Genomic DNA, 13,052 nt, shown 5'->3' on the forward strand with positions numbered 1-13,052 from the left:
CCCCGCCGACGAGGCGGGTTCCGGTGGCGGGATCGGCGCACTGCCGCGTCATTGCGCGGAATCGTCGGTGGCTCGTCGTAACGTGAGAGCATGGCCAGGAGTTCCACGAAGACCGAGCGTGCGTCGACCGGCGCCCCGTCGCGCCCGAAGCGGCAGACGGCTCCCAAGGCCCAGCCCGCCCCCAAGAAGTACATCGACGAGCAGGACAAGCCGCCGCTCGCCGCGCGGGCCTGGATCGGTCTCGCGCACGCGGTCGGCGGGCTGTTCCGCGCGTTCGGACCCGAGACCCTCGAGAAGGACGATCGCCGCGACGGCTTCCCGTTCCTGCTGGTGCTGCTCGCCGTGGCGGGGGCCGTGAACGAGTGGTTCTTCATCGGCAACGAGGTCGCGGCGAACATCAGCGCCTCTTCGGTCGGGATGCTGGTGGGGCGCATCGCGTTCGTCATGCCGGTGCTGCTCCTGCTGCTCGCCGGGTGGCTGTTCCGGCATCCGTCATCCGTGCACGACAACGGTCGCATCGGCATCGGCTTCGGTCTGTTCATCCTGGCCCTCGCCGGCTTCTGCCACGTCGCCGGCGCGCGTCCGCAGCCCCGGGAGGGCATGCTGGCGCTCAGCGAGTCCGGCGGCCTGTTCGGCTGGATGCTGGGCCAGCCGCTCACCTACCTGACCGACATCCCCGCCTACGCGGTGCTCTCCCTCCTGGCCGCCCTCGCGATCCTGATCCTCACGAAGACCCCGCCGAACCGCATCGGGGCGCGACTCGGCGACCTCTACGCCTGGATGTTCGATGCGGAGCGGCCGGAGAAGCCGGCCAAGGACGCCGACGCGGTCGACGACGCCGACAAGGTCGACGACCCCGACGTGCTGCCCTGGTGGCGGCGGAACAAGTCGGGTCGCGAGGAAGACCCCGACGAGGGCACGCTCGGCTCGGACGACATCACGGCCCTGCTCACCACGTCGGAGCCGACACCGGCGTACGATCAGGCCGTCGTCGTCGAGAACGCCTACGACGCCGCGACCGAGGTCCTGACCGACGTCCGCTCGGTGACCGACTCGCTGGCCGAGCAGCAGGCCACCGCGCTCCTCGACGACGAGTCCGACACGGGCGAGATGCCCGAGCTGCCGGGTCTCGACGGCTTCGGCACCGACGGGCCGGGGGAGCGCGGTCCGCAGGCGCCGGTGGCGCCGTACGTGCTCCCCTCGCCGGGGCTGCTGGTCGAGGGCCCGCCTCCCGTCATGCGGTCGGAGGCGACCGATCGGGTCATCGAGCAGATCACCAGCGTTCTCACGCAGTTCAAGGTCGATGCGAAGGTCACGGGCTTCTCTCGCGGACCGACGGTCACCCAGTACGAGGTCGAGGTCGGCCACGGCGTCAAGGTCGAGAAGATCCTCCAGCTGAGCAACAACTTCGCCTACGCCGTCGCCTCGAACGACGTCCGCATCCTGTCGCCCATCCCGGGCAAGAGCGCCATCGGCATCGAGATCCCCAACGCCGACAAAGAGATGGTCGCCCTGGGCGACGTGCTGCGGTCGCCGGCGGCGCAGAAGAGCACGCACCCGATGACGATCGGAGTGGGCAAGGACGTCGGCGGGAACATTGTGATCGCCAACCTGGCGAAGATGCCCCACCTGCTCGTCGCCGGTTCGACGGGCTCGGGAAAGTCGAGCTTCGTCAACTCGATGATCACGAGCCTGCTCATGCGCGCGCGTCCCTCCGACGTGCGGATGGTGCTCATCGATCCGAAGCGGGTGGAGCTGACCAGCTACGCCGGCGTCCCCCACCTCATCACCCCCATCATCACGAACCCGAAGAAGGCGGCCGAGGCGCTGCAGTGGGTCGTGAAGGAGATGGACATGCGGTACGACGACCTCGCATCGTTCGGCTTCCGTCACATCGACGACTTCAACCGAGCGGTCCGCGCGGGCGAGGTCGAGGTTCCGGTGGGCAGCGAGCGCGTCCTCAAGCCCTACCCCTACCTCCTGGTGGTCGTCGACGAGCTGGCGGATCTCATGATGGTCGCCCCGCGCGACGTCGAGGATTCCATCGTGCGCATCACGCAGCTCGCGCGCGCCTCCGGCATCCACCTGGTGCTGGCCACGCAGCGTCCGAGCGTCGATGTCGTGACCGGTCTGATCAAGGCGAACGTGCCCTCGCGTCTCGCGTTCGCCGTGACCAGCGTCACGGACAGCCGCGTCATCCTCGACAGCCCGGGCGCCGACAAGCTGATCGGGCAGGGAGACGCGCTGTTCTCGCCCATGGGGTCGTCCAAGCCGTTCCGCCTGCAGGGCGCATGGGTCGACGAGAAGGAGATCGACGCCGTCGTCAAGCACGTGACGCGACAGGCGCGGCCCGACTACCGCCCCGACGTGCAGGAGGCCCTGGAGCCGAGCAAGAAGAAGGAGGTCGACGAGGACATCGGAGACGACCTCGAGCTGCTGCTCGCGGCTGCCGAGCTCATCATCTCGTCGCAGTTCGGCTCGACCTCGATGCTGCAGCGCAAGTTGCGGGTCGGATTCGCCAAGGCCGGTCGCCTCATGGATCTACTCGAATCCCGGGAGATCGTCGGCCCCTCAGAGGGGTCGAAGGCGCGCGACGTGCTCGCGACCGCCGAGCAGCTGCCGCAGGTCATGGCGAAGCTGCGTGGCGAAGACGTCCCCGCGGCGCCGTCGCAGCCGGCGGCTGCGCCCGCGCCGCCCCGCGACCCGATCGAGGCGCAGTACGAGGGCCTTCCGGTGGTCGAGGGCGAGGGCGACGAAGACGCCTGGGGACTGACGGGTCGCGACTGATGGCCATCCCGCGGCAGCTGCCGAACGCGATCACCGTCGCCCGCATCCCTCTCGCGGTGGTCTTCTTCGTCGTCCTCCTCCTCGGCGGCCGCTACGGCGAGGACGCGTCCGGGCTGCGCTGGACGGCGGCGATCCTGTTCATCGTCGCGATCTCCACCGACTGGGTCGACGGATACCTCGCGCGTCGGTACGACATCGTCAGCGACTTCGGCAAGCTCTGGGACCCCATCGCCGACAAGCTGCTCACCGGCGCGGGGTTCCTCGGACTGGCCATCCTCGGCGAGGTCGGCTGGCTGATCGTCGTCGTGATCCTGATCCGGGAGTGGGGCATCACCGTGCACCGACTCCTCGTCGCGCGCGAGCACGTCGTCGCGGCGGCGTGGATGGGGAAGATCAAGACCGCGGTCCAGGGTGTGGCCCTCGGTTGGGCGCTGCTGCCGCTGAACGCGCTCATCGGCCTCGATGTCTGGACCGCGATCACCGCCGTGCTGATGATCGTCGTCCTCGTGCTCACGGTCGCCAGCGGCATCGACTACGTCGTCGCGCAGGTCCGGGGCTCGCGGCGGTCGTCGTGAACGGATCGCGCGCCGCGGCGGTGATCGAGGCGCTGCGCGAGCGCGGCTGGACCCTCGGAGTGGCCGAATCGCTCACCGGGGGCGCGGTCTGCGCCGAGCTCGTGTCGGTCCCCGGTGCGTCAGAGGTCCTGCTGGGGGGAATCGTCGCCTACGCGACCCCGCTCAAGCACTCGGTCCTGGGTGTCGACGCCGAGCTCCTCGCACGTCAGGGGCCGGTGCATCCCGCTGTGGCTCTTCAGATGGCCACAGGCGTCCGTCGGGCCGTGGGCGTCGACGGCCGAGACGCCGACGTCGGGATATCGACGACCGGGGTCGCCGGGCCAGGGGCGCACGGCGGCGTCCCGGCGGGCACCGTCCATGTCGGCGTGGTATCGGCGGCGGCATCGAAGACGAGAGAGTTGCACCTCGAAGGAGACCGGGCGGCGATACGCGCCCGGACGGTCGACGCGGTGCTCGACGCGCTGCTCGAGACGCTGGCGGAATAACCGACGGTGCGTCGAGGTTGTTCTCGATGTGCTCACATTCAAACCACAGAGTGCAGGGGTAGATTCTGTGCAGGCCAGCGGGACTAGACTGGCTTTGTCGACGGGGGCGACCCCGACGAACCGAACGGGGAGGAGGTTCCGATGATTCTTGTACGACAGGAAATCGGCGATGTGCTGAGGGACTTCCGCCTGCAGAAGGGCCGTACCCTCCGGCAGGTCGCGAGCAAGGCGTCGGTCGCGCTGGGTTATCTCAGCGAGGTCGAGCGGGGCCAGAAAGAGGCGTCGAGCGAGATCCTCGCCTCGGTCGCGGACGCGCTCGACGTTCCCATTTCGACCATCATGCGGGAAGTCGGAGACCGCATCTCCGTTCTCGAGGGCATCCAGGTGTTCCCGGATGTCGTTCCGGACGACCTCGTGGCATCGATCGAGCCCGAGCTCTCGCTGCGCTGACCCGCGGCGCCCGCAGAGACGATGCGTCGCAGTGAGTTCCTCCGTGCTGTCGATACGGAGTTCCAGGCCCGCGCCTCGTCGCTGGTGAACGACCTCGTGCTCGGGGCTCTCGGAAACCGCACCGCGGTGGAAGCCCTGGCTGAGGGGATGCCGCCGCGCGACATCTGGCTGGCGCTGTGCGCAGAGATGGATGTCCCGGAGAGTCGGCGTCACGGGGTCGGGCGCCAGGAACCGCGCCGCCGCTGAACCGTCGTCTTCGTCCCCTCATTCCGCGATCCTCCGGCGTGTCATCGAAGATGTGTTCGAAACGAGCGTAGTCTTCTGCACAAGTGGTTCCCGAGCCTTCATCTCGCACAGTTCCTCGAGTTCCCGACGCAATGTCGGTGGCTCCTTCTACGGTGAAGACAGGCCCAGAGCCATACGCCTTGTCGGAGAGTTGTTCCCATTCGGAAGCGCCGCGGCAGCCTACAGGCGGCATCACGCGAGCAGAAGGAGCAGGAAATGCCATCACCCGCCGACCGCGAGAAGTCTCTCGAGACCGCACTCGCTCAGATCGACCGTCAGTTCGGCAAGGGCTCCGTCATGCGGCTGGGCAGCGACGAGCGCGCCCCCGTGGCGGTCATCCCCACCGGCTCCATCGCCCTCGACGTCGCCCTCGGTGTGGGCGGACTCCCGCGCGGACGAATCGTGGAGATCTACGGCCCGGAGTCCTCGGGTAAGACGACTCTCACGCTGCACGCGATCGCCAACGCCCAGCGCGCCGGCGGGATCGCGGCGTTCATCGACGCCGAGCACGCCCTCGATCCCGATTACGCCGCGAAGCTCGGGGTCGACATCGACGCCCTCCTCGTCTCGCAGCCCGACACCGGTGAGCAGGCGCTCGAGATCGCGGACATGCTCGTGCGCTCCGGGGCCATCGACCTCATCGTCATCGACTCGGTCGCAGCCCTTGTGCCCCGTGCCGAGATCGAAGGCGAGATGGGCGACTCCCACGTCGGCCTCCAGGCGCGCCTCATGTCGCAGGCTCTGCGAAAGCTGACCGGTGGTCTCAACCAGACCAACACCACGATGATCTTCATCAACCAGCTCCGCGAGAAGATCGGTGTCTTCTTCGGCTCGCCCGAGACCACGGCCGGCGGTAAGGCGCTGAAGTTCTACGCCTCGGTCCGGATGGACATCCGGCGGATCGAGACACTGAAAGACGGCACCGACGCGGTGGGAAACCGCACCCGGGTGAAGGTCGTCAAGAACAAGATGGCGCCGCCCTTCAAGCAGGCGGAGTTCGACATCCTCTACGGAGTCGGAATCTCGCGCGAAGGCAGTCTCATCGACTTCGGTGTGGAGCACGGCATCGTGAAGAAGTCCGGATCGTGGTACACCTACGACGGCGACCAGCTCGGTCAGGGCAAGGAGAACGCGCGGACATTCCTGCTCAACAACGCCGACATCGCATTGGCGATCGAGAGCCAGATCAAGCAGAAGCTCGGCATCGGCGCCGCGGTGACGGCCCCTGCGGCTGCCGACGAGCTCGCCGAGCGTCGCCAGGCCTGATGAGCGATTCCCGTCGGGGCGATCCCGAGCGGATCGCCCCCATCATCCCTCTCTTCGGCCGGAAGCCCGCAGCGGGGCCGACCGGAGGTGACGCGCCTCCATCGGTCGCTGATCCGGATCGGGCCGAGAGCATCGTGCCGAAGCGAACCGGAGACGCCGGCCTGTGGAGGTCGACGTGGAGTTCACCCGCGGGCCCTGCTCCGCTCGACGACCTGCGTGACGGCCGCACACCGAGCGACCGTCATCCCGCGCGAGGTGGCGCCGGAGGGCGGAACGAGACGTCGGCATCGGGGAGCAGTGCGACCCCGAAGCTCCGCGCGTTGCGGGATCCGCAGGCGTCCGTCGCGCCGATCGCGGACGGCGTCACCGTCGACGAGCGATCGTCCGACGAGATCCGAGCCGCGGCCGAAGAGGCCCTCCTGCGCAAGCTCCGAACGAAGTCGCTCTCGATCGCCGAGGCACGACTCGTCCTCAAGGGTCACGACCTCGATGCCGCCGGTGTCGACGATGTGATCGACGACTTCGTCCGACTCCGGTACCTCGACGACGCCGTTCTCGCCGAACTGCTCGTGACCTCGGGCGTCGAGCGGAAGGGACAGGGGCGTGTCGCGCTGTCCCGCGCCCTGTCGCAGCGAGGCATTCCGCGCGAGGTGATCGACGCGGCCCTCGACACGCTTCCCGACGACGATGCGGAGCGCGCTCTGGACTACGCGCGTTCGAAGGCGCGATCTCTGAGCCGACTCGATGGCGACACGGCGCTGCGCCGTCTCGTCGGACAGCTGTCCCGTCGCGGGTACGGCGGAGCCGTGGCGATGCAGGCCGCGAAGGAGGCGCTGCGCGAGGCGAACGGCGGCACGTCCGGCGGCGGCACCTCCAGCGGGGTGCGCTTCGTCGACTCCGACTGAGCGCCCGACTGAGCGCCCGACTGAGGCGCCCGGCTCCCCGCCGTGGGAAGCGCTCGTAGAATGGGAGCACCATGACTATCCCCCGCAGCGAGCCGACGATCATCCGTGCGTCGTCGGCGGCCGTCGACGTCGACGGCCGTCAGCGATCCTACGAAGTGCGCACCTTCGGGTGCCAGATGAACGTCCACGACTCCGAGCGCCTCTCCGGCTCCCTCGAGAGCGCCGGCTACGTGCGTGCCGCCGCGGGCAGCGAGGCCGATGTCGTGATCATCAACACCTGCGCGGTCCGCGACAACGCGGCGGGAAAGCTCTACGGCACTCTCGGGCATCTCGCCGCCGTCAAGCGACGCAAGTCCGGGATGCAGATCGCCGTGGGCGGATGCCTCGCCCAGATGGACAAGCAGGCCGTGCTCGACAAGGCTCCCTGGGTCGACGTGGTGTTCGGCACGCACAACATGGGCTCGCTGCCCGGTCTGCTCGAGCGCGCGCGACACAACGGCGACGCCGAACTCGAGATTCTCGAGTCGCTCGAGGTCTTCCCGTCCACTCTCCCCACCAAGCGGGACTCGGCGCACAGCGGCTGGGTGTCGATCTCGGTCGGCTGCAACAACACGTGCACCTTCTGCATCGTGCCGAGCCTCCGGGGCAAGGAGAAGGACCGCCGTCCCGGTGACATCCTCAATGAGATCCGTCTGCTGGTCGACGACGGAGCGATCGAGGTCACCCTGCTCGGACAGAACGTGAACTCCTACGGCGTCGAGTTCGGCGATCGGCAGGCCTTCGGGAAGCTTCTGCGTGCCGCAGGCGCCATCGACGGTCTGGAGCGCATCCGGTTCACCAGCCCGCATCCCGCCGCCTTCACCGACGACGTGATCGACGCGATGGCTGAGACTCCCAGCGTGATGCCGCAGCTGCACATGCCGCTGCAGTCCGGCAGCGACCGCATCCTCAAGGCGATGCGGCGCTCGTATCGCAGTGAGCGGTTCCTCGGAATACTCGACCGGGTGCGCGAGCGCATCCCGCACGCGGCCATCACCACCGACATCATCGTGGGCTTCCCGGGTGAGACCGAGGACGACTTCGAAGACACGATGCGTGTCGTCGAGAAGGCGCGTTTCGCCGGAGCCTTCACCTTCCAGTACTCCATTCGCGAGGGTACGCCCGCCGCCACGATGGACGACCAGGTGCCCAAGGAGGTCGTCCAGGCGCGATACGACCGGCTCATCGCCCTGCAGGAGCGGATCTCGCTGGAGGAGAACCAGAAGCAGGTCGGTCGCGAGATCGAGGTGCTGGTGTCGACCGGTGAGGGCAAGAAAGATGCGACGACGCACCGGCTCACCGGCCGCGGGCAGGACAACCGACTGGTGCACTTCGAGGTGACCCCGGGGTCGGAGCTTCCGCGGCCCGGAGACGTCGTCACGGTCACCGTGACGCACGCGGCTCCCTTTCACCTCCTCGCCGATGACCCGACCGGTGCGCCGCTGCGCATCCGTCGTACGCGCGGCGGAGACGCCTGGGACCGGGCGCAGTCCGAGGCGTGTGCCGTGCCGACGCCCAGCACCGAGGGTGCTCCGCGCGCCGTGTCGCTCGGGCTTCCCACGCTCCGCGTCGGCGTGTGAGCGATCGGCCCCGGCTCTGGGCCGTCGTCGGCGCGACCGGGACGGGCAAGAGCGACTTCGCCCTCGATCTCGCCGACTCCCTCCGAGCGAGCGGAGGGTCTGCCGAGATCGTCAACGCCGACGCCATGCAGCTGTATCGCGGCATGGACATCGGAACGGCGAAGCTCTCCGTGGCCGAGCGTCGCGGCATCCCGCACCATCTGCTCGACGTGTGCGACGTCCGGCAGGAGGCGGCTGTCGCCTGGTATCAGCCGCGGGCGCGCGCCGCGATCGAGGAGATCCAGGGGCGAGGCGCCGACGCCATCCTCGTCGGAGGCTCCGGTCTCTACGTCTCGAGCGTCGTGTACGACTTCCGGTTCCCGCCCCGCGATCCGGCGGTGCGCGAGCGTCTCGAGAGCGAACTCGAGACCGGGGGACCCGCGCCGCTCCTCGACAGACTGCGCCGCGTCGATCCGGCGACGGCCTCGAAGATCGATCCCCGCAACGTCCGACGGGTGATCCGCGCGCTGGAGGTGCTGGAACAGGGGAGTGCCACCCACGGTGCCGCGCTTCCGGACCGTCCCGCACTGTGGCATCCGCGGACCCGCGTGATCGGTCTGCGGGTCGAGCGCGACGAGCTCGTCGAAAGGCTCGATGCCCGCGTCGAGCGCATGTGGGAGCAGGGAATCGTCGACGAGGTCGCCGCTCTCCGCCGGGACGGACTCGAAGAGGGAGGAACGGCCGGTCGAGCCATCGGGTACGCCCAGGCCCTCGGCCAGCTCGACGGGCGGCTCACCCGGGCCGAGGCCATCGCCGAGACGCAGGCGCTGACCCGCCGTTACGCCCGGCGTCAGGTCTCGTGGTTCGCGCGGTACGCCGAGATCGAATGGCTCCGCCCGCCGGCCGAGACCGGACTCTTCCTCGACGACCTGACGTGACGATGTCGGCGGCCCCTGGCACGCTGTGGGGATGACGACGCACTATTTCACGGCCTCGAGTCTCGACGGATTCATCGCCACCACCGACCACTCGCTCGACTGGCTGCTCAAGCGAGATGTCGACCCCGACGGTCCGATGGCGTATCAGGAGTTCGAGCGCACGATCGGCGCCCTTGCCATGGGCGCGTCGACCTTCGAGTGGGTGATGCGGCACGACGGCCGGCGCTGGTCCTACACCCAGCCCACCTGGGTCTTCACCCATCGATCCCTCGACGTTCCGACGGGCGCCGACATCCGGCTGACACAGGGCGAGATCGCCGCGGTCCATGCCGAGATGGTCGATGCGGCCGGCGAGAAGGACGTCTGGATCGTGGGCGGCGGAGACCTCGCCGGCCAGTTCGCCGACGTCGGCCTGCTCGACGAGGTCTGGGTGCAGTACGCGCCGGTCACCCTCGGTGCGGGGGCGCCTCTGCTGCCGCGCGCGCTCGACCTCGAGCTGCTCGACGTCGCCCGGAATCGAGACTTCCTCTGCGGCCGTTATCGCGTGGTGCGCGACTGACCCGTTCGGTCGGGCGCTCCGCCGCGCATCCCTAGACTGGGCTCATGGTCGCATTCACCAAGGGACACGGCACCGGCAACGACTTCATCATCATCGCCGATCCCGATGGCGAGCTCGAACTGACCGCTGAACAGGTCGCCGTGCTCTGCGACCGGCACTTCGGCATCGGTGCCGACGGCGTGCTGCGCGTCGTGCGATCCACCGCCATCGTCGAGGGCGCCGCCGCTCTGGCGGAGGAGCCGGAAGCCGAGTGGTTCATGGACTACCGGAACGCCGACGGGTCGATCGCCGAGATGTGCGGCAACGGCATCCGTGTCTTCGCGCACTATCTGCTGCGCTCCGGCATGGCCACCATCGATCACGGGGCGACCCTGCCGATCGGAACGCGGGCCGGCGTGCGCGACGTCACGCGCAGCGCGACGGGCTATCAGGTCGACCTCGGCCCCTGGAAGCTCGCCGGGGGCGAACCACTGGTGCGCGTCGACGGGCTGCCCGTCACGCGCCCCGGTCTCGGCATCGACGTCGGCAATCCGCATGTGGTCGTCGCCCTCGCATCCGAAGCGGAGCTGACGTCCGTCGAGCTGCACCGCGCACCCGACCTCGATCCCGCGCCCGCTCAGGGGGCGAACATCGAATTCGTCGTTCCGGGCGAGCCGCTCGTGCGCGACGGCATCGGGCACGTCCGCATGCGCGTCTTCGAACGCGGCGTCGGCGAGACGCTGAGCTGCGGCACGGGCATCGCGGCGACGGCACTGGCGGTGCGGTACTGGGCAGGCGCTCAGGCTCCTGACAACTGGCAGGTCGAGGTGCCGGGAGGCACGCTCGGCGTGCGCATGTTCCCCGCGGAGGACGGTGAGCACGTCGGGCTGTCCGGTCCCGCCCAGCTCGTGTTCCAGGGAGACGTCGAGCTCGTCTGAGGTCGTGCGGAGGCGGGGTCGTCGTGCGGAGGTGGGGTCTCCGTGAGCCTCAGCCGACGGCGATGGGCTCGGTGGGCGGAGTGCCGTGCTTGCGCACCTTGAGGATGCGGTAACCCTTGCCCGTCGCGGTGCGGTACACGCTGTAGCCCGGCTGGAACGTCGCGCCGATCCAGCGCTGCAGCGAGTCGGCACCCAGATTGCGCTGCACCACGAGCCACGCGTCGCTGCGCTCGTCGAGCCGGGGGATCCAGCGTTCCAGCAGGCCGTGCAGCTCGTTCTTGCCGACGCGGATGGGCGGGTTGGAGCGGATGGTGCGAAAGGTCACGTCGGCGGGAACATCGTCGGGCAGTGCCGCGTTGACATTGGTGAGGCCGAGAGCCGCAGCATTGCGGCGGACGAGGTCGAGAGCCCGCTCATTGACGTCGACCGCCCAGACGGTCGCGTGCGGAGCGGCCAGGGCCATGGAGAGACTGATGGGGCCCCAGCCGCTTCCGAGGTCGAGGAGGTTCCCTCCCGGAGGTACCGGGGGCATGTTGGCGAGAAGCACTGCAGTGCCGGCATCGAGCCGATCGGGGCTGAAGACGCCGCCCGCCGTGGTGACGTCTCGCTCTCGACCTGCGAGGATCACTCGGATCGACCGCAGGTTCTCGGGGCTTGCCGGGGCCGCAGTGAAATAGTGATCGGTCCCCATACGGTGAGCGTACCGGACCTCCCGGGCTAAGGTTAAGGCTCGCAACGAAACCAGAGATCAGGAACGGATGACGGAGACCACCACCCACTCCACCGACGACGAGGCGCTCGACCGCGTGCTCGCGAACGCCGACAAGCGCTCGGAAGTGCGCGTGTTCGGCGCCGCGCAGGCGCTGCAGGACGACGCGACAGCCGCCCATTCCACGACCGACGGCGAGCAGTGGGATCTCGAGGATCGTCACGCGCTGCGCCGCGTCGGCGGTCTGTCGACCGAGCTCGAAGACGTCACCGAGGTCGAGTACCGGCAGTTGCGCCTGGAGAACGTCGTCCTGGTGGGCGTCTACCCGCAGGGTGCTCAGGAAGACGCGGAGAACTCGCTGCGCGAGCTCGCCGCCCTCGCCGAGACGGCGGGAGCGGTCGTGCTCGACGGCGTGCTGCAGCGGCGACCGCACCCCGACGCGGCCACCTACCTCGGTCGCGGCAAGGCGCAGGAGCTCAAGGACATCGTGGCGGCGGTGGGCGCCGATACGGTGATCGCCGACACCGAGCTGGCGCCGAGTCAGCGCCGAGCGCTGGAAGACGTCGTCAAGGTGAAGGTCATCGATCGGACGACGGTGATCCTCGACATCTTCAGCCAGCATGCGAAGAGCCGCGAGGGCAAGGCGCAGGTCGAGCTCGCGCAGCTCGAGTACCTGCTTCCGCGTCTGCGCGGCTGGGGCGAGTCGATGAGCCGTCAGGCCGGTGGCCAGGTCGGTGCGGGCGGCGCCGGAATGGGCTCCCGCGGTCCGGGTGAGACGAAGATCGAGCTCGACCGCCGCCGCATCCGGACCAAGATGGCTCTCCTGCGCCGGCAGATCCGCGACTTCGGCCCGGCGCGCGAGGCCAAGCGGGCAGAGCGCAAGAGGAACACGATCCCTTCGGTCGCGATCGCCGGCTACACCAACGCGGGCAAGTCGAGCCTGCTCAACGCGCTCACGAGTGCGGGCGTCCTGGTCGAGAACGCGCTGTTCGCGACGCTCGATGCGACGGTGCGCCGCTCCGAGACCGAAGACGGCCGCGTGTACACGATCACCGACACCGTCGGGTTCGTGCGCAATCTCCCGCATCAGCTCGTCGAGGCCTTCCGCTCGACTCTCGAAGAGGTCGCCGAGGCAGATGTCGTCCTGCACGTGGTCGACGGCTCGCACCCCGACCCCGCCGGTCAGCTGCAGACGGTCCGCGACGTGATGGGCGACGTGGGTGCGCGTGACCTGCCCGAGATCGTGGTCTTCAACAAGGCCGACCTCATTGACGCGGACGAGCGTCTCGTGCTCCGTGGGCTTCAGCCCCAGGCGCACTTCGTCTCGTCGCGGTCGGGGGAGGGGATCGCCGAGCTGCGCGCGGCGATCGAGGAGGCCCTGCCGCGACCGGCGGTCGAGGTGAACGCGGTGGTCCCCTATGACAGGGGCGATCTGATCGCCGCGATCCACGAGACGGGGATGCTGTTGTCGGTGGATCACCGCGAAGACGGCACCGCCGTGCACGCGCGCGTCTCAGAGCGCCTTGCCGCCGACCTCGCCCCCTTCACCGTCCGCGACTGAGAGACGCGCTCGACCGG

At 69.0% G+C, this 13,052-nt stretch carries 13 protein-coding genes; 12 read left to right on the top strand and 1 reads right to left on the bottom strand.

Going from position 1 to position 13,052, the window contains the following annotated elements; genetic code table 11:
- The first annotated feature begins 90 nt into the window (after positions 1–90).
- The 11 genes from AB3M90_RS04540 (at position 91) to dapF (ending at position 10,765) form a co-directional block, all read left to right on the top strand.
- Entirely contained in the window at positions 91–2,787 is a 2,697-nt protein-coding gene (locus AB3M90_RS04540) for a DNA translocase FtsK (RefSeq protein ID WP_412950222.1), read from the top strand.
- On the top strand, positions 2,787–3,362 hold the full coding sequence (gene pgsA / locus AB3M90_RS04545) for a CDP-diacylglycerol--glycerol-3-phosphate 3-phosphatidyltransferase (protein WP_412950223.1): 576 nt from the start codon (positions 2,787–2,789) through the stop codon (positions 3,360–3,362). The genes AB3M90_RS04540 and pgsA overlap by 1 nt, the downstream gene beginning before the upstream one ends.
- Positions 3,359–3,847 carry a CinA family protein gene (locus AB3M90_RS04550; protein ID WP_412950224.1) on the top strand — a complete coding sequence of 163 codons (489 nt, stop codon included), beginning with the start codon at positions 3,359–3,361 and terminating at the stop codon, positions 3,845–3,847. Before pgsA ends, AB3M90_RS04550 begins: the two co-directional genes overlap by 4 nt.
- 141 nt (positions 3,848–3,988) lie before the next feature.
- Positions 3,989–4,297: a helix-turn-helix domain-containing protein gene (locus tag AB3M90_RS04555; RefSeq protein WP_046014377.1), complete on the top strand. Its 309-nt coding sequence runs from the start codon at positions 3,989–3,991 to the stop codon at positions 4,295–4,297.
- Positions 4,298–4,318: 21 nt separating this feature from the next.
- Entirely contained in the window at positions 4,319–4,543 is a 225-nt protein-coding gene (locus AB3M90_RS04560; protein ID WP_412950227.1) for a DUF3046 domain-containing protein, read from the top strand.
- A gap of 255 nt (positions 4,544–4,798) precedes the next feature.
- Positions 4,799–5,848: a recombinase RecA gene (gene recA, locus AB3M90_RS04565; protein ID WP_412950228.1), complete on the top strand. Its 1,050-nt coding sequence runs from the start codon at positions 4,799–4,801 to the stop codon at positions 5,846–5,848.
- Positions 5,848–6,753, top strand: coding sequence for a regulatory protein RecX (locus AB3M90_RS04570; RefSeq protein ID WP_412950229.1), 906 nt, complete (start codon positions 5,848–5,850; stop codon positions 6,751–6,753). Before recA ends, AB3M90_RS04570 begins: the two co-directional genes overlap by 1 nt.
- A gap of 71 nt (positions 6,754–6,824) precedes the next feature.
- Complete coding sequence (miaB, locus tag AB3M90_RS04575; RefSeq protein ID WP_412950230.1) at positions 6,825–8,372, top strand: tRNA (N6-isopentenyl adenosine(37)-C2)-methylthiotransferase MiaB; 1,548 nt, start codon at positions 6,825–6,827, stop codon at positions 8,370–8,372.
- A complete protein-coding gene (miaA, locus tag AB3M90_RS04580; protein WP_412950231.1) occupies positions 8,369–9,289 on the top strand; it encodes a tRNA (adenosine(37)-N6)-dimethylallyltransferase MiaA in 921 nt (306 codons plus the stop codon). The genes miaB and miaA overlap by 4 nt, the downstream gene beginning before the upstream one ends.
- Before the next feature lie 31 nt (positions 9,290–9,320).
- Complete coding sequence (locus tag AB3M90_RS04585) at positions 9,321–9,848, top strand: dihydrofolate reductase family protein (RefSeq protein ID WP_412950232.1); 528 nt, start codon at positions 9,321–9,323, stop codon at positions 9,846–9,848.
- Positions 9,849–9,892: 44 nt separating this feature from the next.
- Entirely contained in the window at positions 9,893–10,765 is an 873-nt protein-coding gene (gene dapF / locus AB3M90_RS04590; RefSeq protein WP_412950234.1) for a diaminopimelate epimerase, read from the top strand.
- Positions 10,766–10,814: 49 nt separating this feature from the next.
- On the opposite strand, the gene AB3M90_RS04595 is transcribed toward dapF, so the two are convergent.
- Positions 10,815–11,456: a class I SAM-dependent methyltransferase gene (locus AB3M90_RS04595; protein WP_412950236.1), complete on the bottom strand. Its 642-nt coding sequence runs from the start codon at positions 11,454–11,456 to the stop codon at positions 10,815–10,817.
- Positions 11,457–11,523: 67 nt separating this feature from the next.
- Between AB3M90_RS04595 and hflX the strand changes: the two genes are divergently transcribed.
- Positions 11,524–13,035 carry a GTPase HflX gene (hflX, locus tag AB3M90_RS04600; RefSeq protein WP_412950237.1) on the top strand — a complete coding sequence of 504 codons (1,512 nt, stop codon included), beginning with the start codon at positions 11,524–11,526 and terminating at the stop codon, positions 13,033–13,035.
- The last annotated feature ends 17 nt before the right edge of the window (positions 13,036–13,052 follow it).

This window comes from Microbacterium martis (assembly GCF_047246685.1).
Classification (GTDB): Bacteria; Actinomycetota; Actinomycetes; order Actinomycetales; family Microbacteriaceae; genus Microbacterium.

Coding starts and splice junctions, on each gene's coding strand:
- AB3M90_RS04540 (WP_412950222.1), top strand. CDS start 91: ATGGCCAGGAGTTCCACGAAGACCGAGCGTGCGTCGACCGGCGCCCCG.
- pgsA (WP_412950223.1), top strand. CDS start 2,787: ATGGCCATCCCGCGGCAGCTGCCGAACGCGATCACCGTCGCCCGCATC.
- AB3M90_RS04555 (WP_046014377.1), top strand. CDS start 3,989: ATGATTCTTGTACGACAGGAAATCGGCGATGTGCTGAGGGACTTCCGC.
- AB3M90_RS04560 (WP_412950227.1), top strand. CDS start 4,319: ATGCGTCGCAGTGAGTTCCTCCGTGCTGTCGATACGGAGTTCCAGGCC.
- recA (WP_412950228.1), top strand. CDS start 4,799: ATGCCATCACCCGCCGACCGCGAGAAGTCTCTCGAGACCGCACTCGCT.
- AB3M90_RS04570 (WP_412950229.1), top strand. CDS start 5,848: ATGAGCGATTCCCGTCGGGGCGATCCCGAGCGGATCGCCCCCATCATC.
- miaB (WP_412950230.1), top strand. CDS start 6,825: ATGACTATCCCCCGCAGCGAGCCGACGATCATCCGTGCGTCGTCGGCG.
- AB3M90_RS04585 (WP_412950232.1), top strand. CDS start 9,321: ATGACGACGCACTATTTCACGGCCTCGAGTCTCGACGGATTCATCGCC.
- dapF (WP_412950234.1), top strand. CDS start 9,893: ATGGTCGCATTCACCAAGGGACACGGCACCGGCAACGACTTCATCATC.
- AB3M90_RS04595 (WP_412950236.1), bottom strand. CDS start 11,456: ATGGGGACCGATCACTATTTCACTGCGGCCCCGGCAAGCCCCGAGAAC.
- hflX (WP_412950237.1), top strand. CDS start 11,524: ATGACGGAGACCACCACCCACTCCACCGACGACGAGGCGCTCGACCGC.